General features: G+C 72.2%; 20 protein-coding genes. 10 read left to right on the top strand and 10 right to left on the bottom strand.

What is annotated here, in order from left to right; translation table 11 throughout:
- The first annotated feature begins 32 nt into the window (after positions 1-32).
- The 3 genes from meaB to SY84_RS02515 all read left to right on the top strand — a co-directional run bounded on the left by meaB (position 33) and on the right by SY84_RS02515 (position 2,381).
- Complete coding sequence (gene meaB / locus SY84_RS02525) at positions 33-977, top strand: methylmalonyl Co-A mutase-associated GTPase MeaB (RefSeq protein WP_245621385.1); 945 nt, start codon at positions 33-35, stop codon at positions 975-977.
- Positions 974-1,507: an isoprenylcysteine carboxyl methyltransferase family protein gene (locus tag SY84_RS02520; protein ID WP_046842683.1), complete on the top strand. Its 534-nt coding sequence runs from the start codon at positions 974-976 to the stop codon at positions 1,505-1,507. Before meaB ends, SY84_RS02520 begins: the two co-directional genes overlap by 4 nt.
- A 64-nt stretch (positions 1,508-1,571) precedes the next feature.
- Positions 1,572-2,381, top strand: coding sequence for a GNAT family N-acetyltransferase (locus SY84_RS02515; RefSeq protein WP_046842682.1), 810 nt, complete (start codon positions 1,572-1,574; stop codon positions 2,379-2,381).
- A 55-nt stretch (positions 2,382-2,436) separates the two neighbouring features.
- On the opposite strand, the gene SY84_RS02510 is transcribed toward SY84_RS02515, so the two are convergent.
- Positions 2,437-3,309: a bifunctional 5,10-methylenetetrahydrofolate dehydrogenase/5,10-methenyltetrahydrofolate cyclohydrolase gene (locus SY84_RS02510; protein WP_046842681.1), complete on the bottom strand. Its 873-nt coding sequence runs from the start codon at positions 3,307-3,309 to the stop codon at positions 2,437-2,439.
- A 199-nt stretch (positions 3,310-3,508) separates the two neighbouring features.
- Between SY84_RS02510 and SY84_RS02505 the strand changes: the two genes are divergently transcribed.
- Positions 3,509-4,171: a TetR/AcrR family transcriptional regulator gene (locus SY84_RS02505; protein ID WP_046842680.1), complete on the top strand. Its 663-nt coding sequence runs from the start codon at positions 3,509-3,511 to the stop codon at positions 4,169-4,171.
- Between the two features lie 113 nt (positions 4,172-4,284).
- Here SY84_RS02505 and SY84_RS02500 read toward each other — a convergent pair whose 3' ends face one another.
- Positions 4,285-4,944, bottom strand: a complete 660-nt coding sequence (locus SY84_RS02500; RefSeq protein WP_046842679.1) for a hypothetical protein — start codon at positions 4,942-4,944, stop codon at positions 4,285-4,287.
- A 104-nt stretch (positions 4,945-5,048) separates the two neighbouring features.
- On the opposite strand from SY84_RS02500, the gene proB reads away from it, so the two are divergent.
- The 3 genes from proB to SY84_RS02485 are packed head-to-tail and all read left to right on the top strand — an operon-like array spanning position 5,049 to position 7,830.
- Positions 5,049-6,140, top strand: a complete 1,092-nt coding sequence (gene proB / locus SY84_RS02495; protein WP_046842678.1) for a glutamate 5-kinase — start codon at positions 5,049-5,051, stop codon at positions 6,138-6,140.
- 41 nt (positions 6,141-6,181) lie between these two features.
- Positions 6,182-6,928: a glucodextranase DOMON-like domain-containing protein gene (locus SY84_RS02490; RefSeq protein WP_245621384.1), complete on the top strand. Its 747-nt coding sequence runs from the start codon at positions 6,182-6,184 to the stop codon at positions 6,926-6,928.
- A gap of 47 nt (positions 6,929-6,975) precedes the next feature.
- Positions 6,976-7,830, top strand: a complete 855-nt coding sequence (locus SY84_RS02485; protein WP_046844875.1) for a DMT family transporter — start codon at positions 6,976-6,978, stop codon at positions 7,828-7,830.
- Positions 7,831-7,847: 17 nt separating this feature from the next.
- On the opposite strand, the gene SY84_RS02480 is transcribed toward SY84_RS02485, so the two are convergent.
- Positions 7,848-9,116 carry a DUF4127 family protein gene (locus SY84_RS02480; protein WP_046842676.1) on the bottom strand — a complete coding sequence of 423 codons (1,269 nt, stop codon included), beginning with the start codon at positions 9,114-9,116 and terminating at the stop codon, positions 7,848-7,850.
- Positions 9,117-9,234: 118 nt separating this feature from the next.
- Here SY84_RS02480 and SY84_RS02475 point away from each other — a divergent pair, with 118 nt between their 5' ends.
- The gene (locus SY84_RS02475) at positions 9,235-10,395 is read left to right on the top strand and encodes an ABC transporter permease (protein ID WP_046842675.1); all 1,161 of its coding nucleotides are present in this window, start codon (positions 9,235-9,237) and stop codon (positions 10,393-10,395) included.
- Between the two features lies 1 nt (position 10,396).
- Positions 10,397-11,107 carry an ABC transporter ATP-binding protein gene (locus SY84_RS02470; RefSeq protein ID WP_046842674.1) on the top strand — a complete coding sequence of 237 codons (711 nt, stop codon included), beginning with the start codon at positions 10,397-10,399 and terminating at the stop codon, positions 11,105-11,107.
- A gap of 56 nt (positions 11,108-11,163) precedes the next feature.
- Here SY84_RS02470 and SY84_RS02465 read toward each other — a convergent pair whose 3' ends face one another.
- Positions 11,164-11,580 carry a hypothetical protein gene (locus SY84_RS02465; RefSeq protein WP_046842673.1) on the bottom strand — a complete coding sequence of 139 codons (417 nt, stop codon included), beginning with the start codon at positions 11,578-11,580 and terminating at the stop codon, positions 11,164-11,166.
- Between the two features lie 80 nt (positions 11,581-11,660).
- Positions 11,661-13,607, bottom strand: a complete 1,947-nt coding sequence (locus SY84_RS02460; protein WP_229755956.1) for a hypothetical protein — start codon at positions 13,605-13,607, stop codon at positions 11,661-11,663.
- A gap of 96 nt (positions 13,608-13,703) precedes the next feature.
- On the opposite strand from SY84_RS02460, the gene alr reads away from it, so the two are divergent.
- Positions 13,704-14,792, top strand: a complete 1,089-nt coding sequence (gene alr / locus SY84_RS02455) for an alanine racemase (RefSeq protein ID WP_046842671.1) — start codon at positions 13,704-13,706, stop codon at positions 14,790-14,792.
- A 73-nt stretch (positions 14,793-14,865) separates the two neighbouring features.
- Here alr and SY84_RS02450 read toward each other — a convergent pair whose 3' ends face one another.
- From SY84_RS02450 to pyrH, 5 genes are all read right to left on the bottom strand, one after another.
- Positions 14,866-15,984 carry a M50 family metallopeptidase gene (locus SY84_RS02450; RefSeq protein ID WP_046842670.1) on the bottom strand — a complete coding sequence of 373 codons (1,119 nt, stop codon included), beginning with the start codon at positions 15,982-15,984 and terminating at the stop codon, positions 14,866-14,868.
- Positions 15,981-17,171: a 1-deoxy-D-xylulose-5-phosphate reductoisomerase gene (dxr, locus tag SY84_RS02445; RefSeq protein ID WP_052751014.1), complete on the bottom strand. Its 1,191-nt coding sequence runs from the start codon at positions 17,169-17,171 to the stop codon at positions 15,981-15,983. The genes SY84_RS02450 and dxr overlap by 4 nt, the downstream gene beginning before the upstream one ends.
- A 129-nt stretch (positions 17,172-17,300) precedes the next feature.
- Positions 17,301-18,131, bottom strand: coding sequence for a phosphatidate cytidylyltransferase (locus SY84_RS02440; RefSeq protein WP_046842668.1), 831 nt, complete (start codon positions 18,129-18,131; stop codon positions 17,301-17,303).
- A gap of 76 nt (positions 18,132-18,207) precedes the next feature.
- Positions 18,208-18,759: a ribosome recycling factor gene (gene frr, locus SY84_RS02435; RefSeq protein WP_046842667.1), complete on the bottom strand. Its 552-nt coding sequence runs from the start codon at positions 18,757-18,759 to the stop codon at positions 18,208-18,210.
- Between the two features lie 205 nt (positions 18,760-18,964).
- Positions 18,965-19,672 (bottom strand): UMP kinase, encoded by a 708-nt coding sequence (gene pyrH / locus SY84_RS02430; protein ID WP_046842666.1) that lies wholly within the window; start codon positions 19,670-19,672, stop codon positions 18,965-18,967.
- Between the last annotated feature and the right edge of the window lie 127 nt (positions 19,673-19,799).

The raw sequence follows: 19,799 nt of genomic DNA, 5'->3' as shown, positions 1-19,799 counted from the left end.
CCTCACCTGCCCACACCTGACCGGGGGAGTCCGTGAGCGCTCCCTTCGCGCCCCCACCGGGTCCGCTGCTGGACCGCTACCGCGCCGGGGATCTGCGCGCCCTGGCCCGCGCCGTGACCCTGGCCGAGGCTGGCCTGCCCGCGGCGCGCCCCCTGCTGCGCGCCGCCCGGGAACGCGGCGCGCGCGCGGTCGTGCTGGGCGTGACCGGCAGCCCCGGCAGCGGCAAGAGCACCCTGACCGACGCCCTGATCGCGTTCCTGCGCCAGCGGGGGCAGCGGGTCGCGGTGCTCGCCGTGGACCCCAGCAGCCCCTACAGCGGCGGCGCGATCCTCGGGGACCGCATCCGCATGCTGCGGCACCACGCCGACGAGGGGGTCTTCGTGCGGTCCCTGGCCAGCCGGGGGGCGCTGGGCGGCCTGTCCGAACGCACCCTGGGTGTCCTCGCGCTGATGGAAGGCGCGGGCTTCGACTGGGTGATCCTCGAGACGGTGGGCGTCGGGCAGTCCGAGGTGGACGTCGCGGCCGCCTGCGACCACACCCTGCTTGTGCTCACGCCTGCCGGGGGGGACGGCGTGCAGGCCTTCAAGGCCGGGATCATGGAGATCGCGGACGTGATCGCCGTGAACAAGGCCGACCTGCCCGGCGCGGACCGCACTGTCCGTGAACTGATGGCCGCGCAGGGCCTCGGCGCGCACGACGAGCACACCTGGTTCGCCCCGATCCGCCGCACTGTCGCCGCGAAGGGCGAGGGCACCAAGGCGGTCGTGGCGGCCGTCGAGGCGCACCGCGCGCACCTGGGCGATGAGGGCCTGCAACGCCGCCGCGAGGCGAGAGCGGCGCTGGAGGTCCGTACCCTGGTGCAGGAGCGCCTGCTGAGGCGCGCGCGTGAGCTGGGCCGCGACCTGTACGCCCGCGTCGCTCGGGGCGACCTGGACGCCGACGACGCCGCCGACACGCTGCTGCGGGGGGACCTGTGAAGGCCCGCACCACGGCAGGCTGGCTGTTCGCGTTCCTGGTCGTGCAGCGCCTGCTGGAACTGCGCGTCGCCCGCTCGAACGAACGCTGGGCGCGCGAGCACGGCGCGCGGGAGTACGGCCAGTCGCACTACCCGCTGTTCTTCGTGCTGCACCCCACCTGGATGCTCCTGACCCTGCTGGAGGGCCGCGCCGGGCGGGGCCGCGTGAACCCGTGGGCGCTGGCGCTGTTCATCCTGGCGCAGCCGCTGCGCTACTGGGTGATCCGCACGCTGGGACGCTACTGGAACACCCGCATCCTGATCGTGCCCGGCGGGCAGCGCGTCACGGGCGGCCCCTTCCGGTACCTGCGGCACCCGAACTACGCCGTGGTCGCGCTGGAAATCGCCACGGCCCCACTGGCGGTGGGCGCGTGGCGCACCGCGCTCGCGTACACGCTCCTGAACGCCGCGTTGCTGCTCGGCATCCGCATTCCCGCCGAGGAACGCGCGCTGGCCGAGTACCGCGCCAGCCAGACAGCCGACACGCCCTGACCCGGACGGTGGTGCGCCAGATGGCGCAGGCGTGCCCGCCACCCGGCCCGCTAGCCTGGGCGGCATGACCCGGTCCCTCGGTTACTTCACGGACGTCGCGCTGCGTCGCCAGGAGGGCAGCCTCGTACAGGTCCTCCCGGACAGCACGGTCGTCCGGTCGCCCGCGAACCCCACGTTCTGGTGGGGGAACTTCCTGCTGATGCCCGCGCCGCCCGCGCCCGGTGACCTCCCGGTGTGGGAGGCGGCCTTCAGGCGTGAGCATCCGCAGGCCGCGCACCGCGTGTTCGGCGTGGACGTGCCCGGTACAGCCCTGAGCGGCCCGGTGGCCGACGAGTGGCGCGCCGCCGGGTACGACGTGCGGGCCGACACGGTCCTGACTGCCGCGCGCACGCAGGCGCCCTGCCGCCTCAACCGCGACGCGCAACTGCGGGTGCTGCAAGGCCCCGACTGGGACCGCGCCCTGGCCCTGCGCGAGGCGGTGAACGCCGCCGACCCGCACGGGCACGAGCCGGACGGGTACCGCGTGTTCGCCCGGCGCAAGCTGGCCGCGTACCGAGCCGCGCAGGCCGCCGGGCACGGCGCGGTCCTGGGTGCCTTCGACGACCACGGGCAGATGCTCTCGGGCCTGGGCATCTTCGACGCGGGGGACGGCGTGGCCCGCTACCAGAGCGTCGAGACTCACCCGGACGCCCGCTCGCGCGGCCTGGCGGGCACCCTGGTTCACCACGCGGGCGAGTGGGCGCGCGAGCACCTGGGCACCCGCACGCTGGTCATCGTGGCCGACCCGGACTACCACGCGCAGCGCCTGTATCAGAGCGTGGGTTTCACGCCGACCGAGGTCCAGATCGCTCTGGAGAGGCGCCCGCAGGAGTGAACGCCGGTGGGCACCCGTGGGCTGGCCGCCCGGGTGTCCCACCGGCGTTCAGCAGTTACTCGACCGGTTCGCCGCGCTGCAACTTCACGGCGCGCACGAGGTTCTGGTACATCAGCGCGCTCGTCAGCGGGCCCACGCCCCCGGGCACGGGCGTCTGGGCGCGCACCGGCAGGTTCGCCTGCGCGTCGCCCACCACGCCGCTGCCGTCCGCTGGCACGTTGATCCCGGCATCAATCACCACATGACGCGGCTGGACGTGCTGTGCGCGCAGCAGCCCCGCGCGGCCCACGGCGATCACCACGGCGTCCTGCGCGGCCAGCACGCCGCCCAGGTCGCGGGTGTGTTCGTTGCACAGCGTGACGGTCACGCCGCGGTTGTTCAGCATGAACGTCAGCGGGCGGCCCACCGTGCGGCCCGGCCCGATCACGGCCACCCGCGCGCCGCGCAGGTCGTCGCCCAGCGCCTCGCGCAGCAGGAAGCGGATCGAGCGGGGCGTGGGTGGCAGCAGCGCCTCGCTCTCGCGCCCGGCGGCGATCAGGGCGAGGTTCGCGGGGCTCAGGCCCTCGATGTCCTTGCGGGCGGTCAGGTGCAGCAGCGCGGCGTCCGCGTCCAGTGGCGTGGCCAGCGGCAACTCCAGCATGATGCCGTGCACGTCCGGATCGCTGGACAGCGCGTGAAGCGTCGCGTGCAGCTTTTCCTGGGTGGTCTGCGCGCCCAGGTCGCGCACGGTGAAACGCACGCCCAGACGTTTGGCCTGCCGGGCCTTGCTGTCCACGTACACGCGGCTGGCCGGGTCGCCGGACGCCAGGACACTCACGAGGTGAGGCTGGAAATCCCAGCTGCTCAGATCGGCGCGGACCTGCCGGGTCACCTGGTCCGCGCGGGGTTTCCCCGGCAGCGCCAGGGGGTGGGGGAGGGGATCAGTCATCGTCGGGTCCAGCGGACAGGGGTCCTTGAGTGGGGGCGGGGTCGCGAAGCGGGCCGCTTCCCGTATGGGAGGGCATCCCGCCCAGCATAGCGTTCCCTGACGTGATGGGGGCATCTGGGGGTGTCCTTGACCCCCTGGGGGAGGATACCGTGAAGTGCTTCACAGCGTCAGAAAACTCACAAAGCTATGGTCTAGCCTGATGCCCTCCGAGACCATCCGACCCGCCCGCGCACGCAGCGCCGAGGAAAAGAACCAGCGCCGCGACGACATCCTGCGTGCCGCCGAGCGCCTGTGGACCACCACCACCTACGCCGAACTCAGCATGAACCAGGTCGCCCGCGAGGCCAAACTCGCCAAGGGCACGCTGTACCTGTACTTCGACACGAAAGAAGAACTGTTCCTGGCGCTGCTCAGCGAGCACCTCGGGCAGTGGATCGCCCGCACCAGCGACCTGCTGATCGAACGGCAGCCCCGCACGCCGCAGCAGGTGACCGACGTGCTGCTCGACTCGGCCGACAGCCTCACGCCCCTGCGCCGCCTGCTCGTGCTGCTCGGCACGGTCCTCGAGCGCAACGTCCGCCCAGAACTGGGCCTGGAGTTCCGCCGTGAACTGGACGCGCAGCTGCGCCGCCTCGTGCAGCACATGCCCTACAGCCCGCCCGTCACCCTGCGGCTGCTGCGCCACCTGTACGCCCTGGCGATCGGCTGGCAGCAGTTCAAGGAGTCCCTGCCCGGCCTGGACGCCCAGACCGGCCAGCCCCGCGAGGAACTGCCCGGCGAGTACCGCGCCGAGTTCGAACTCGCCCTGCGCGGCGTGGTCGAGCAGCTGGCCGCGCAGGACGCCCGCGCGAACGCCGTCTGACCGGACCCCGTTCGGGCTGACCGCAGCTGAATCCATTCAGAAGGCACCCCCGGCGCTGTGGCAGCCGGGGGTGCCTGCCCTGCCGGGCGCCGAGACGGCCGCGGCCCCTGGGGTCACCAGCGGAACTTCCCGGCGCCCGCCACCCACGCCATGCGCAGCGTCCGCAGCGTCGCCGTGAGATTCACGCCCGCTGCCTCGCACGCGCGCCGGGCCGCGTCCGGCACGACCGGCAGGATCGCCAGGGTCGGCCCCCGACGCGACGGGACGTACTGCACGCCCAGCATCACGCCGCGCAGGCACGCAGGGACGGCGCCGGTCAGGAAGTCCGCGTCGCGGATCACCTGGATCACGTCCGCCTCGGCCGCGGCCTTCAGGCCCCGGGCGTCCAGCCAGCCGAACGTGGTGCGCTGCTGGCACGTCCCCGCCCGGCACCACTCGCGGTTCAGGACCAGCAGCGCCCGGCTGCCCTGCGGGTACGTCGCGGCGCGCAGCGTCGTGAAGACCAGCCCGCCGCCCGTGACCGCGCTGCCCCGCCAGTCCAGGAACCGGTTCGGTCCGTCCGTGACCTGCGCCGCGAACAGGTTCTGCGTGGCGGTCCAGTCCAGCGCCTCGCGGCGCGCCGTGGCCAGCAGCGACCCCTCGGTGGCGGGCGGCTGAAAGGCGGCCAGGAATAGCTGCACGCCCCGCAGCGGCCCCAGCGGATCGGGCGAGGTCTGGGCGGACGCGAAACCCGCCAGAGTCAGCAGGAGGAAGGAAAGAGCGGCGCGTGGCACCCGCCCAGTGTGCCGCATCCCGCGCACCTCCCCGCCGGGGGTGACCCGGTCCGGACTGCACAGCCCGCCCCGGTCACACGGAACGCGCCCGTATCCTGGGACGCGTGCGCGTCGTCCTGAAACTCGGTACCAGCGTCCTCACGGCAGGCACGGATCGCCTGCACCGCCCCCGCATGGTGGACCTGATCCGCACCCTGGCCGCCGCCCGCGAAGCCGGGCACGAGGTCGTGCTCGTCACCAGCGGCGCCGTGCTGGCCGGGTGGGAGGCCCTGGGGTTCCCGCCCCGCGACCGGACCCTGGCGGAAAAGCAGCTGCTGGCCGCCGTCGGGCAGGGCCGCCTGATGCACACCTACGCGCAGCTGGCCGACCTGTACGGCCTGCCGGTCGCGCAGGTGCTCCTGACCGCCGACGACTTCCGGGACCGGACGCGGTACCTGAACGCCCGCACCACCCTGGACACCTGCCTGGCGCGCGGCGTGATGCCGGTCATCAACGAGAACGACGCCGTCGCGCTGGAACAGCTGAAGGTCGGGGACAACGACACCCTGTCGGCGTTCGTGGCGAACCTCGTGGAGGCGGACCTGCTGGTCATCCTGACCGACGCGCCCGGCCTGTACACCGCCGACCCGAGACGCGACCCCACCGCGACCCTGATCCCCGTCGTGGAGCGCGTCACGCCCGAGGTCTGGGCACGCGCCGGTGGGGCCGGGTCACACCGGGGCACCGGCGGCATGCACACCAAGATCCAGGCGGCCGAGATCGCCACCCGCGCGGGCACCCCGGTCGTGATCGCCCCCGGGGACGCCCGCGACGTCCTGACCCGCCTGCTGGCCGGCGAGAGCATCGGCACGCGCTTCCTGGCTGCCGGGTCGCGCCTGGAAGCCAGGAAACGCTGGATTCTCGCGGAGATCGCCGCCGGGAGCGTCACCCTGGACGCCGGGGCGGCCCGCGCCGTGTCCGAACGCGGCGCGAGCCTGCTGCCCGCCGGGATCACGGGCGTGCAGGGCCGCTTCGGCCGCGGCCATACCATCCGCATCCTGGCGCCGGACGGCACGGAACTCGCGCGCGGCCTGACCCGCTACGCCTCGGCGGACCTGCTCAAACTCGCCGGGCAGCACTCCAGCGCGACCGAGGGTCTGCTGGGCTACACGTACGGTCCGGAAGCGGTGCACCGCGACGACCTCGTGCGGCTGTAGGCCCGCCTCTGTGCCGTATGGCCGCCTCTATACTGCCGGGCGTGCTGGCCCTGCTCGCCCCTCAGACCCGACTCACCGACCCCGCCGCGGACGCCCGTGGCGACGGCGGGTACGTGCTCCCCACCCGCCCCGCCTTCACCCAGGACATGCTGGACCTGCGCGCCCTGGACACCCGCGGCACCCCGCAGGGCATGCAGTTCACCGTCACGTACGGCCAGCTGGGCAACCCCTGGAACAGCCCGGCGGGTTTCAGTGCGGGCGTGACCGACATCTTCGTGAAGGGCGCGCTGGGCGGACAGGCGACACTGGGGGACAGTGGCCTGCGCACCAGCGGCGGCGGCTGGCAGTACCACCTGCGCGTGTCGCCGGGCGGCAGCACCCTGACCGAGGTGGACGCCCAGGGCAACGAGCGCCCGCTGGCCGCGCCGACCGTGCAGGTGTCCGGCACGAACCTGATCGTGCAGACCGCCGTGCCCGAGGGCCGCTACGGTTACTGGGTGACGAACAGCGTGTACTCCCCCCTGACGCGCGACGGCGTGCTGCGCCCCACCACCGCACAGAACCCGGCAGCCCTCCAGGCGGGCCGCGCCGACGCGCCCGTCCCGGTGGACGTCATGGCTGCCCCCGGCGACACCCAGGCGTACACGCGCGGCACGCTCGCCCCGGTCGGCGAGACCCGGGACCTCGTGGGGATCGGCCTGCTCGCGCTGGGGGGCGTGGGCCTGCTGATCACCGTGATCGCCACCGTGTTCGTGTGGCGGCGCCTGAATCCCCACGTGCGGCCGTGACGCCCCGCCCGGCGCTGCCTGCCCCCCTGCCGATCCCCGCGCCCCTGATGATCCTGGCCGCCGCCGTCCTGTGGGGCCTGCTGGGCATCCTGGGCAAGCAGGCGCAGGCCGCCGGGCTGGACCCGCTGGAGGTCGCCTTCTGGCGCGCCGCCCTGGCCGGGGGACTGTACGCCGCGCACGCCGCCGTCACCCGCGCCCGCCTGCCGCGCGGACGGGACCTGCTGATCACCGCCGCGTTCGGCGTGGCGGGCGTGAGCATCTTCTACGGGTCGTATCAGCTGGCCGTCCGCGCGGGCGGCGCCAGCCTCGCCAGCGTGCTGCTGTACACCGCGCCCGCGTTCGTGGCCGTGATGGGCTGGGCCTTCCTGCGTGAACGCCTGGGCCGCCGGGAACTGCTGGCGGTGGCCGGCACGCTGGGCGGCATCGCCCTGATCAGCCTGGGCGGCGGGCAGGGCGTGACCGTCACGCCCGCCGCGCTCGCCTGGGGCCTGACTGCCGGATTCACGTACAGCCTGTACTACCTGTACGGCAAGGCGTTCTTCACCCACTACGCGCCGCCCGCGCTGCTCGCCGTGGCCCTGCCGGTCGGGGCGGTGGTCCTGCTGCCCTTCGTGACCTTCACGGAGAAGACACCCGGCGCGTGGGGCAGCCTGGGCGCCATCGCCGTATTCAGCACCTACCTCGCGTACCTCGCGTACTCCTGGGGCCTGCGCCACCTGCCCGCCACGCGCGCCAGCGTGATCGCCAGCCTGGAACCCGTCGTGGCCGCCACCCTGGCCGCCCTGCTGTTCGGTGAGCGGCTCTCGGTGCTGGCCCTCCTGGGCGCGGCCCTGGTGATCGGCGCGGCCCTGCTTCTGAGCGTCGGCCCCAGCGATACCGAACGCCACCCGCCAGCCGAATGATCAGATCAGCGGAATGATCAGGGCTGCTGATCGAGTGTGAAGTCCCACTCGAACGAGCGGCCCCACGGCAGCGCCGCCTCCCCCAGGGTGTAGGTGTCGCCCACCCGCAGCGGGAAGAACTCCCCGGCCAGCCGCATCAGGGTCGCCTGGGCCTGCGGGCTGTTCAATTGCGCCTCCGGGATCAGTTTGCGCAGCTGGGCGCGGACCTCGCTGCTGTAGATCACGTCGTTCGCGAACTCGCGGGCCAGGAGCGCGTCCTGCCGGACCGGATCGGCACCGCGCGCCAGTTTCGCGTGCGCCAACGCCGTCCCGAGGTTGTTCCCCGGCGTGCCCCACGCCGCCAGCGCCTGAAGGTTCGCGTGCTGGCGCAGGGTGCGCAGGTCCGCCCAGAAGCGTGGGTTGCCGAGGTTCACCTGCGCCACGTCCGCCACCGCGACCCGCCCGGCGCGCAGCAGCGTACTGACCCGCAGCGCCGCGCGGCGCGGGTCACCGCCGTTGAACACGAACAGCGTCAGGTCCGCCTTCCCGTCCACGACCTGAAACCCGCTGCCCTGGGCGTGATTGGCGGCACTCTGCGTCAGCGGAATCCCCTCGTACTTCATGACCTGCTGCGCCGCGGCGGGATCGCTGTACTCCACCCGGACCGTCGCCGCCTCAGGGGCCAGGGCGCGGGCGGTCAGCATGGACAGCACCTCGTCCGCGCCCGGGTACACGCGCACGTTCGCCGGGGCGCCCTGCGCCAGCGCGGCGCCCTCCTGCGGGGCGGGACTGCCGGGCAGCGCGTCGTCCCAGGTGACGTCCAGTTCCTTCAGGCGGCCCTCGCGCGCCCAGCCGATCACGGCGCGCACCACCTCCAGGTTCCGCGCGCGGTCGGTGGCGTCCGGCTCGCGCGGCAGCGTGACGAACGCGTAGACCGGCTGGCCCGTCCGTTCGGTCCAGGTGCGCAGCGGCTCCAGCCGCGCCAGGGCCTCCGGCGCGCTCAGCGGGCTCGTGCGGGACTGCACCAGCCCCCCGTACGCCAGCGCGTCAAGGGACACAATCAGCGGCCCCGTGCGCGGCTGTGCGTCCAGCCACGCCCCCAGCGCCGCCGCGTCCGCGCCGCGCGTCGCCGTGCCCAGCAGCGCCGCCTCCGGCACGCGCAGCGCGTCTCCCCGCAGGCCCCCGATCAGGGCGGGCAGCACCCGCGTGGCGGGGCGGGAATCCAGGGGCAGCAGCGTCTGCGCGTCCGCCGCGCCGAGCAGCATGAGGGGCAGACAGGCTTTCAGAAGGAAAGAGGTGCGGCGCATCGTGCCCCGACCCTAGCGGCCACCCGTGAGGACCCGCTGGGTGTTTCATGGAGTTCAGCGCGGGCTCTGTACGCGGGCATGCCACCTGTCCCGGGTACAGGCGGGTAGCCTGAACCTCATGAAAGCCAGTGACCTGTGGCGACTCGCGTGGCGCGGCCTGACCCGCCGCCGGGTGCGCACCTTCCTGACCGCGCTGGGCATCACGGTGGCGGTCGCCAGCATGGTGATCTTCCTGTCCCTGGGCGAGGGCATCCGCAAGGTGTTCACCAGCGAACTGGGCGGCATCGGCCCGGACATCCAGTTGAGCCTCACGCCGCTGTCGCAGGGACTGGCGCTGCACCCGAACCTCCCGCAGGACACCGTGGGGCAGCTCCAGGCGCTCGCGCCGGAACTGGGTCTCCAGACGGTCACGCCGGTCGTGATGGCCGTGCGGGGCGGCCTGGACCCCACCCAGAGCGTCGTGCTGTACGGCCTGCCCGCCAGCGGCGGGATCGGCGCGGTCTTCCCGAACACGGCACTCGCCCAGGGCCGCCTGCTGCTGCCCGCCGACGAACAGACCGGCGCGGCCGTCGTGGGCGCCAAGGCCGCGCAGAACCTGCGGCTGGGCCTGGGCAGCACCCTGAACCTCAACCGGCGCGCCAGCGTGAAGGTCGTCGGCGTGCTGGCCCCGCAGTCCGGGCTGGTGGACAACTTCATCTTCATGCCGCTGACGCCCCTGCAGCGCAGCGAGGGCGCCGAGGGCCGCGTGTCGCTGGTCGCCGTGAAACTGAACGACCCCCGGCAGGCCCGCGCGGTCGCCACGAGCATCAGTGACCGCCTGAACCTGGAGGCCGCCACGCAGTCGGACTTCCTGGGGTTCATCGAGCGGGCGCTGCGCATCAGCGACGCCGTGCGCTTCGGGATCTCCCTGATCGCGCTCATCGTGGGTGGACTGGCGGTCGCGAATACCGTCATGATGGGCGTCTTCGAACGCACCCGCGAGTTCGCCACGCTGCGCGCTATCGGGGCGCGGCCCGCGTTCGTGCGCGCGCTCGTCCTGACCGAGTCCCTGCTGCTGTCGCTGGTGGGCGGCGTGGGCGGCGTCCTGCTGGGCCTCGTGGGCATCGTGGTCGTGAACCTGTACACGCAGCAGCTCGCCGGGATCGACGCGGCGGCCCTCACGCCCCGCCTGACGCTGCTCGCGCTGGGCATCAGCTTCCTGCTGGGGCTGCTCTCGGGCCTGCTTCCTGCCCGCAACGCCAGTCGCCTGAGCATCACCGACGCCCTCGGGAGGGTCTGACATGACCGCCACACAGCCCGCCTCTGCGACCACAGGCGCCACCACGCCCACCCTGAGCGTTCACAACCTGTCGCGCGTGTACCCCAGCGGGGACGGGCAGGTGCAGGCCCTCGCGCCCTTCACGCACGCCTTCCCGCCCGGCCTGACCGCCGTCGTCGGCCCCTCGGGCAGCGGCAAGAGCACCCTGCTGAACCTCCTGGCGGGCTTCGATACGCCCACCACCGGCCACGTGCAGGTCGGCGACACCGACCTCACCGCCCTGAGTGAAACCAGCCGCGCCGACCTGCGGCTGCGGCACTACGGCTTCGTGTTCCAGAACCACAACCTCGTGAGCATCCTCAGCGCGCAGGAGAACGTCGAGTTCCCCCTGACGCTGGCGGGCCTGTCCCCCCGCGACCGGCAGGCGCGCGCCCGCGAGCTGTTGGCCCTGGTGGGCCTGGAGCGCCGCGCCGACCACCTGCCCAGCCAGCTGTCCGGTGGGGAAGCGCAGCGCGTCGCCATCGCCCGCGCGCTGGCCGGGAATCCGGGCGTGTTGCTGGCCGACGAACCCACCGGGAACCTCGACACCCGCACCGGCGAGCGCATCCTGGCGCTGCTGCGCGGCGCGGCCGACGCGGGCCGCACGGTCGTGCTGATCACCCACGACCGCGACATCGCCGCGCAGGCCGACCATCACCTCAGCGTGCGTGACGGGGTGGTCACGCCCGGCTGATCACACAAGGAAGCGCGGCCCGGACGTGATGACCGGGCCGCGCTTCTCTGTCCTGATCAGGGGGCCGTGCCCACGCGGGTCTCGCCGTCACGCAGCCACAAGGGGCGGCCCTGCGCGTCCCGCAGGCGCACCACGATCTGCACCGTCTCGCCGGGCTGCACGCCCGCGCCGGACCGGCCGAACGCGCTGCCCTGTGCGCCCGCCGCGCGCAGCGGGGACTTCCACAGGTCGGTGCCGCTCACCACGAACACCCCGTCCAGCCGCAGCGCGGGCAGCGCGTCGCGGGAATTCAGGCGCACCTTCACCCCGAACCCGCCGGCGCCGCTGGCCGAAGCGGACTCCAGCGTCACGACCTGCCCGCCCACGTTCAGGGCCGTGGGCGCACTCAGCAGGTCCCCCACCGACGGCGGCACCGCCGGTGAGAACCCACAGGCCGCCAGCAGCAGCGGCAGGCACAGCGCGAAACGCTTCATGAGAGGAGTGTACCTGAGAAGCCCCCGGGAAGGGTGAACACCTGACTCACGGGCCGTTCACCCCGCCGCGCTACGGGCGCTTACCAGCTCAGGTCCGGGGCCGTCACCACGCGGTCGGCAGGCTGATCCGTGAGGAGCGTGTACGACAGCGTATACGTGCCGGGAATCACCCGCGTGAGCACGATCGCGTCGCCCTCCAGACGGGGATTCAGGTTCGCGAGGCTGGGCCCCTGCACCTGCAGCGGGCCGCGCACGGCTGGCTGCGATCCGGCCGCCGGGAGGGGATCGATCAGCCGCACGTTCTCCAGCGTGCTGTCCACCGTGAACACCAGCGTCACCACGTACCCCTGGCCCTGCGGGGCGGCCTCCACGCTCTTGTTCAGGCTGGCGCGCGCGCCGCCCTGCACGTTGCGGGTCACGTTCGCGCCGCCCGGGTTGCGTACCCGCGCCAGCCCGGTCGTGCGCAGGTCCACCGGGTCCAGCACCGCCTCGGCGGTGTCGCTGCGGCACACCCGCACCGGCACCTTCAGCCGCAGCGGCTGCCCCTGGCTGAAGTCCCCACTGACGTTCAGCGGGTAGTCGGTCGTCCAGCCGGTCGGCAGGTTCAGGCTGAGCTTCCCGGGCAGGCGGTACGGGAAGTCCGTGCGGGCCAGGGCGGTCAGTTGCGTCACGTCGCAGACGTTCAGGATGTCCGGCGAGGTCACGAGCGCCACGTCCGTCAGCACGCGGTACTCGATGGTCACGCGCTCGGTACCGCTGTCCGTCACGCGGCCCGCGGGGGGCGGCGTGACCGTGCTGCCCGGCAGGCTGGTCGGCGTGACCGGGTAGTCGCCCGGTGCGAGCGGCACCGTCACGGGCGCGCTCAGCGTCTGCCCGCCCACCTGGAACGGCACGCCCGTCAGGGGGAGGCGCTGCCCGGCGTACAGCGCCACGGCCTCCACCTGAAGTTGCCCCTGTGGCGGGCGGGCCACGAAGCGGATCTTCGTGAAGCCCGGCTGGTAGCGGACCTCGGTGGGGGAGACGATGTTGCCCGTGCCCTGGATCAGGGTGCTGCTGACCGGCACGTACCCGCCGGGCAGCACCGGCCGCACCACCGCGTCCCCGACCAGCGCGTACGACGCGCCGGGAATCGGGCGGCCCTGCGGATCCACGACGTCCACCAGCAGCTGGTTGGCGATCTTGGCGCCGCCCGGCACCACGAAGCCCCCCACGCTGCCCGTGATGGGCTGATCGTTCAGGCGGAATGAGAAGCGGATCGCGTTGCTGTACTGCTTGGTGGTCTTCAGCACCCGGATGTACAGCTGCCACTCGCCCACCAGTTCGGGCGTGATGCGGAACGCGTCGGTGGCCGTGCGGCCGTTCTCGCTGGGCGTGAGGTTCACGCGCGCCCCGCCGGGCTGCACCGCCCAGATCTCGGCCTCCTGCGGGCCGTCCACGTCGTAGTTCAGCAGGCCCAGGGTCCTGCCCACCCAGTCGGCGGTGACGTTCACTCGCGCGGCCAGCAGCGCCTCCGAATCGGTTGAGCGGGCGTTCACGCTGAAATCGCTCGTCTCCAGCCGGAAGGGATCGGCCACGCGCAGCGCGAACGAATTCTTCCCGTTGCCCTTGCTGGTCACCTTCAGGGTGTACGTCCCGGCGCCCAGGCCGCCGCTGAACAGGCTGTCCCAGGTGTGCTCACGGTTCAGGCTGAAGCGCCGCTCCAGCACCGTCCCGCCCGGGCCGGTCAGGGTGAAGGTCGTCTCGAACGGCTCGTTCTTCGCGTACAGCTCATCCCCGAAGTAGCCCTCCGCGCGGCGGCCATCCACGTAGTCCGCAAGGTTGAAGGTGGGGGAGTAGACCTCCAGTCCCAGGGGTTTCCCGGCGTCCTGCGCGGACACGCGGATCACGTAGGTTTCCTGCGCCTGCGGCCACTTGTCCCCCACCGACACGAGCGGCAGGGTGCCACCGGTCTGCGCGGCAGCGGGCGCGGCAAGCAGCAGCAGGCCACTCAGGACAGCGAGGCGGATGGGAACGGCACGGACAGTCATCGGTAAGCTGAGCATCGCTGAGAAAGAGGATACAGGCCCGTCCCGGCTGGACACCTGAGCCCCACCGGACGCCCCCCGGGGGTAGCATCGCGGGCGATGACCCTCGCCGCCCGCGCCCACGCCCACCTCTCGGAATCTGCCCTGCACGGCAACCTCACGCACCTGTCCCGCCGCGCCGGCGTGCCGCTGCTGCTGCCCGTGAAAGCCAACGCCTACGGGCACGGGCTGCGCGAGGTGGTCACCCTGGCCGCCCGCCACCCGGATGTGTGGGGCCTCGCGGTCGCCACGCCCCGCGAGGCCGCGCAGGTCGCCGCGCAGGTCGCCGCGCTGGACACCGGGCGGCCCGTGCTGCTCCTCACCCCACCCACCCCCACGGAGGTGCCCCTCCTGGCCGACCTGGGCGTCCGGTTGCCCGTCGCCTCACTCGCCGAGGCCGACGCCCTGCCCGCCCACGCCCGCGCGCACCTGAAGGTGGACACCGGCATGAACCGCCTGGGCGCCCGCCCCGAGGAGGCCGTCCGGGTCGGTACCCGCCTCGCGGAACGCGGCCAGCTGGAAGGCGCGTACACCCACTTCGCCACCGCCGACGAACCCGACCTGAGCTTCGCGCACGAACAGCTGCGCCTCTTCCAGACCGTGCTGAACGCCCTGCCCGCCACGCCGCAGCCCCTACTGGCCCACGCGGCCAACGGCGGCGGCATCCTGTCCTTCGGGGCGCTGCCCGGCATGCGCCTCGCCCGGCCCGGCCTCGCCTCCTACGGCTTCGCCCCCACGCACCTGCGCGACGTGCTCCCCCTGCGCCCGGTCATGACCCTCACCGCGCAGGTGACGCATCTGCACACCGCCCACGCGGGCGAAACCGTCAGCTACAACGGCCTGTGGCGCGCCCAGCAGGACACCAGGATCGCGACCGTCGGCATCGGCTACGCCGACGGGTACCCCAGAAACGCCACCGGCCGCGCCCAGGTTCTCATCGCGGGCCAGCGCCGCCCCGTCCTGGGCCGCATCTGCATGGATCAGCTCATGGTGGACGTGACCGGTCTACCCGTGCAGGTGGGCGACCCCGTCACCATCTGGAACGACCACGATCTGACCGTCACCGACGTTGCCGCCTGGGGAGACACCATCGAATACGAGGTCCTGACCGGCCTCGGCGACCGCATCGAGCGGCGTGTCGCCCCCTGAAGACTGCCCTCACCCGAGAACTGCGGAAAAGGGGCGACCGGAGGACATCCCGGTGGCCCCTCTGTCGGCTGACTCAGAAGAAGCGGCTGACGTCCCGGACGACCACGAAGGCCATCAGGAGCATCACGAACGCGAAGCCCGCGAAGTTGATCGCCTGTTCCTGCTGGAAGGTCAGGGGGCGGCCGCGCAGCGCGCCCACCAGCGCCAGCACGATGCGCCCGCCGTCCAGGCCGGGAATGGGAATCAGGTTGAAGAACGCCAGCGAGAGGTTCAGCAGGATCGCGACCTGCACCAGGGCCCAGGGGCTGACGGCGGCGGCGCGGGAGACGATCTCGGCGGTGCCGATGGGCCCACTGACGTTCTCGTCGCGGCTGAGGTCCAGGGTGAAGAACCGCTGGAACAGCCCGGCGAAGGACCTGATGACCTGCGGGACGGCCTCACCGGTCACCTGCCACGCGCGCACGAACGCCGCGCCGACACTGACGGGCTGCACGTCCGGCGCGTAGCGGATACCGAGCAGCTGTTTCTGGCCGCCGACGGTAGGTGACCAGTCAAAGCGCACGTCGCGGGACTGCCCATCGCGCTGAACAGTGAAGGTGTGCGGCCCGGCCTTCGTGAGGACGTCGCGCACGCCTTCCCACCCGGCCACCGTCCGGCCACCGACCTGCGCCGTCTCCGGGATGTCCTGCCCGTCGATGGCGGTGATGACGTCCCCCACGCGCAGGTCCAGCGTCTGCGCGCGGCTGCCCGGCACGACCTCCTCGATGCGGGCGCGGTCCGGCACCGCCACCCCCTGCGAACTGAACGACACGGTCATCAGGCCGATCGCCAGCAGCAGGTTCGTGAGCGGCCCGGCCAGCAGGATCGCCACCTTGCCCCACACCGGCAGCGCCGCGAAGCCGCGCGTGGGCTGGCGGTAGCTGCCCTGCCCGTCCTCCTCGGGGGCCATGCCGTCGATCTCCACGTACCCGCCGATGGGCAGCAGGCTCAGGCGCCACTCGGTGCCGCGCCACTGCCGCCGCAGCAGCACCGGGCCCATGCCGACGCTGAACGAGTGCACGGCCACGCCCTGCCGCCGCGCCAGCGCGTAGTGCGCCAGTTCGTGCAGGAACGTCGCCACGCCGATGATCAGCACTGTCCACAGCAGGCCCAGGGGTGTCAGGGCCGCCGCGATGCCCTGCACGACATTCATGCCCTTCCCCCATTGGCGGCGAGTTCCTGCGCGCGGGTGCGGGCCCAGGCGTCCGTCTCGGCCAGCGTGTCCCAGGTCAGGGTCCCGGCGGGCGTATCGTCCAGCACCCGTTCCAGCAGGCGTGGGATGTCCGTGAAACCGATCTGCCCGGCCAGGAAGGCGTCCACCGCCACCTCGTCGGCGGCGTTCAGCGCGACCGACAGCAGGCCCCCGGCCTCCCCGGCACGGTACGCCAGGCCCAGGCACGGGAAGCGGTCCAGGTCCGGCTCGCGGAACTCCCAGGTGCCGCGCATCGGCCAGCCCAGGTGCGTGCCCACCTCGCGCCCGCGCCGCGCGCCGCGCACGTCCCCGGGGCGCGTCATGCCGGTCGGGGCGGCGTCCACGGCGTACGCGATGGGCAGGCGCATGTCGGTCGGGCCGAACTGCGCCTTCAGGCTCCCGTCGCGGAAACGCACCGCCGCGTGGATCAGGCTCTGCGGGTGCACCACCACGCCCACCTGCGACAGCGGCAGGCCGTACAGGCTGGCGCACTCCATGACCTCCAGCCCCTTGTTCATCAGCGTGGCGCTGTCGATCGTGACCTTCGGGCCCATGCTCCACGACGGGTGCCGCAGGGCCTCCGCGGGCGTCACGCCGCTCAGGTCAGCCGGGCCTTCGCGGAACGGGCCGCCGGACGCGGTGAGGATCACCTCGGCCACGTCGGCCATGTCCTCGCCCGTCAGGCACTGGAACACCCCAGTGTGCTCGGAATCCACCGGCACCACGCGCCCGCCGCCCAGCGAGGCCGCCTCCCACATCAGGTGCGCGGCCGTGACCATCGCCTCCTTGGTCGCCAGCGCCACGGCCTGCCCGGCCTCCAGCGCCGCGCGGGTGGGGGACAGGCCAATCAGGCCGCTCATGGCGTTCACGACCACCCCGGTCGGCGTGGCGGCCACCTCGGCCGGGTCGGCGATCACGCGCACGCCCGGCAGCGCCCCGCGCGCCTGTGCCAGCACGCCCGCGTCCACGCTGACCAGTTCAGGCCGGAACTCCCGCACCTGCGCGGCCAGCAACTCCACGTTGCGCCCGGCCGCCAGCGCCGTCACCCGCCAGCCGCGCTCCCGCGCCACGTCCAGCGTCTGCGTGCCGATGCTGCCGGTACTGCCCAGCACCGCGATCCCGCGCCCTGCACCCTCGGAAAGACTCATCCCCCGCATGCTAGTGGACGCGGGGGACGGAAGGGGCGGGACCGCGCACGATTGGCGCGGTTCAGGCAGGAAGCGGAGGGTGGACAACGCAGATCCACCGCGCCCCGCGTCCTGCATCCCAGCGTCCGCTCAGCGGGTGAACACGCTGATGTGCAGGAACAGGTACGTGGCGGGCACCGCGAACAGCAGGCTGTCCATGCGGTCCAGGAACCCGCCGTGCCCCGGCAGGCTGCTGCCGCTGTCCTTCGTCTTCAGGGCCCGTTTGATCAGGCTCTCGGACAGGTCGCCCAGCTGACTGGCACTGGCGACCAGGATCGAGTACAGCAGCGCCTCGAACGGCGTCCACACATGCGTGAACGTCGTCAGCGCCAGCACCATCAGGAAACTGAACGCCAGGCCGCCCACGGCCCCCTCGACGGTCTTGCCGGGACTGACCTCCGGGGCCAGCTTGCGCTTCCCGAAGAAGTACCCCACGAAGTACCCGCCGATGTCCGCCGCGAACGTCGCCATCAGCGGCAACGCGAAGTACAGCAGGCCGTCCCCGGCGTCCGGGCTGTAGCGCAGCATCAGGAAGTACCCCAGCAGCCACGGGATGTACAGCAGCCCGAACATCGAGTACACGATGCGCTCCAGGGGCCGCTCGCCGGGCCGGATGACCTCCACGACCAGCAGGTACCCCAGCGCGACCGTCAGGACCGCCTCGCGCCACGATCCACCCGGCCACGGCGCCTGCGGCCACAGCGGCAGGCTGGCGATCATCAGCGCCGCCGCGAACACCGCGAGGCTCACGCGGCGCACGTCGATGTCGTTGCGGTCCAGCATGCGGATGTACTCGTACAGCCCCATGATCGCCACGACGATCAGCGCGGGCAGCATGGCCCACCAGCCGATCCACACGATCACGCTCAGGAGCGCGAAGCCCACCACGCTCGTCAGGACGCGGCTGCTCAGCGACTCCACGCGGCCTCCAGGGAACGGGCCATAGGAAAATGCCGCCGGGGAGACCGGCGGTCACGGGCAGGGGAGGCGGGGGGCCTCACCCGAGGATTTCCTGCTCCTTCTTCTGGAAGGTCTGATCCACCTTGGCGATGAACTCGTCGGTGATCTTCTGCACGTCGGCCTCGCCGCGCTTGATCTCGTCGTCGCCGATGCCCTCGACCTTCTTGACCTCGTCCAGCGCGTGCTTGCGGATGTTGCGCACGGCGATGCGGGCGTCCTCCGAGTAGCTCTTGGCGTTCTTCACGAGGTCCTTGCGCCGCTCCTCGGTCAGCATGGGCAGGCTGATGAAGATCGTGTCGCCCTTGTTGTTCGGGTTCAGGCCCAGGTCGCTGTCGCGGATGGCCTTCTCGATCGGGTTCAGCGCGCCCCGGTCCCAGGGGGTGATGACCAGCGTGCGGGCGTCGGGCGTGGTGATGCTCGCCACCTGATCGATCGGCATGGTGCTCCCGTAGTAGTCCACGACGATCTTCTTCAGGATGCCGGGGTTGGCGCGGCCCGTGCGCAGCACCGAGAGGTTATTTTCCAGCGATTCGATGGCCTTGCCCATCTTCTCGCGGGTGTCGGCCTGGATGGTTTTCATGTCAGCCATGGGTGAGTCTCCTTGCAGGAAAGTGTCGCCAGTCTAAGCGATCAGGACGCCGGTGCGCTCGTCAGGGGTCGTACGGATTCCGTCTGTTCCTTTGGCCACCCGGAACTGCACCGGGTGGCCAACTCCACGCCCGGAACCCGTTTTGCTTCTGCTCGCATCCGCTCGGATGGAACAGCTGAAATCAGCCGTTCCATCGAAGTCAGTCTCAGCTCTGGATGAGCGTGCCTACCCGCTCGCCCCGGAACAGGCGCGGCAGGTTGCCCTCCTGGAACAGGTCGAACACCACGATGGGCAGGCCCTTGTCCATGCACAGCGTCAGGGCGGTGGCGTCCATGACCTCCAGGCGCTGCTCGACGACCTGGAGGTGCGTGGCCTGCGCGATGAACTTCGCGTCCGGGTTTTTGCGGGGGTCGCTGTCGTACACGCCGTCCACCTTGTTCTTCGCCATCAGCACGACGTCCGCCCCGACTTCCAGGGCGCGCAGGGTGCTTGTCGTGTCGGTCGTGAAGAACGGCGCGCCGTTTCCGCCGCCGAAGATCACGACGCGGCCCTTTTCCAGGTGGCGGATCGCGCGGCGGCGGATGTACGGCTCGGCCACGGCCGCCATCTGGATGGCGCTCATGACGCGGGTGGGCCGCCCGGCGCTCTCCATGGCGTCCTGGAGGGCCATGGCGTTCATCACGGTGCCCAGCATGCCGATGTAGTCGGCGGTGGCCGGGTCCATGCCCTGCCCGTTGCGCGCCCCACGCCACAGGTTCCCGCCGCCGATCACGATCGACAGTTCGATGTCGGTGCCGTCCAGCGCGTCCGTGATGCGCCGGGCCAGCGCGGCCGTCGTTTCGGGGCTGATCCCGAAGCCCGACTCGCCAGCCAGGAACTCACCAGATAATTTCAACAGGACACGCTTGAACATGTTTCACCTCTACGAATGGGGGGGCGGGAAGGGGCAGGAGAAACCGGCAACCGCGCGGGGCGGCTGCCGGGTGCCCCTGACGGGTACGGCCAGCTGTGACGCGGGGGCCGCCGCGCGAAGGCCCCCG

Source organism: Deinococcus soli (ex Cha et al. 2016) (assembly GCF_001007995.1).
Classification (GTDB): domain Bacteria; phylum Deinococcota; class Deinococci; order Deinococcales; family Deinococcaceae; genus Deinococcus; species Deinococcus soli.
This window is presented reverse-complemented; position numbering and strand designations above follow the sequence as displayed.

Bases quoted from the DNA above. Each gene is read 5' to 3' on its own strand.
- SY84_RS02510 (WP_046842681.1), bottom strand. From the start codon at position 3,309: ATGACTGATCCCCTCCCCCACCCCCTGGCGCTGCCGGGGAAACCCCGC.
- SY84_RS02515 (WP_046842682.1), top strand. From the start codon at position 1,572: ATGACCCGGTCCCTCGGTTACTTCACGGACGTCGCGCTGCGTCGCCAG.
- frr (WP_046842667.1), bottom strand. From the start codon at position 18,759: ATGGCTGACATGAAAACCATCCAGGCCGACACCCGCGAGAAGATGGGC.
- SY84_RS02450 (WP_046842670.1), bottom strand. From the start codon at position 15,984: ATGAATGTCGTGCAGGGCATCGCGGCGGCCCTGACACCCCTGGGCCTG.
- SY84_RS02480 (WP_046842676.1), bottom strand. From the start codon at position 9,116: ATGCGCCGCACCTCTTTCCTTCTGAAAGCCTGTCTGCCCCTCATGCTG.
- alr (WP_046842671.1), top strand. From the start codon at position 13,704: ATGACCCTCGCCGCCCGCGCCCACGCCCACCTCTCGGAATCTGCCCTG.
- pyrH (WP_046842666.1), bottom strand. From the start codon at position 19,672: ATGTTCAAGCGTGTCCTGTTGAAATTATCTGGTGAGTTCCTGGCTGGC.
- SY84_RS02460 (WP_229755956.1), bottom strand. From the start codon at position 13,607: ATGACTGTCCGTGCCGTTCCCATCCGCCTCGCTGTCCTGAGTGGCCTG.
- SY84_RS02505 (WP_046842680.1), top strand. From the start codon at position 3,509: ATGCCCTCCGAGACCATCCGACCCGCCCGCGCACGCAGCGCCGAGGAA.
- SY84_RS02465 (WP_046842673.1), bottom strand. From the start codon at position 11,580: ATGAAGCGTTTCGCGCTGTGCCTGCCGCTGCTGCTGGCGGCCTGTGGG.
- SY84_RS02485 (WP_046844875.1), top strand. From the start codon at position 6,976: ATGATCCTGGCCGCCGCCGTCCTGTGGGGCCTGCTGGGCATCCTGGGC.
- dxr (WP_052751014.1), bottom strand. From the start codon at position 17,171: ATGAGTCTTTCCGAGGGTGCAGGGCGCGGGATCGCGGTGCTGGGCAGT.
- SY84_RS02475 (WP_046842675.1), top strand. From the start codon at position 9,235: ATGAAAGCCAGTGACCTGTGGCGACTCGCGTGGCGCGGCCTGACCCGC.
- SY84_RS02470 (WP_046842674.1), top strand. From the start codon at position 10,397: ATGACCGCCACACAGCCCGCCTCTGCGACCACAGGCGCCACCACGCCC.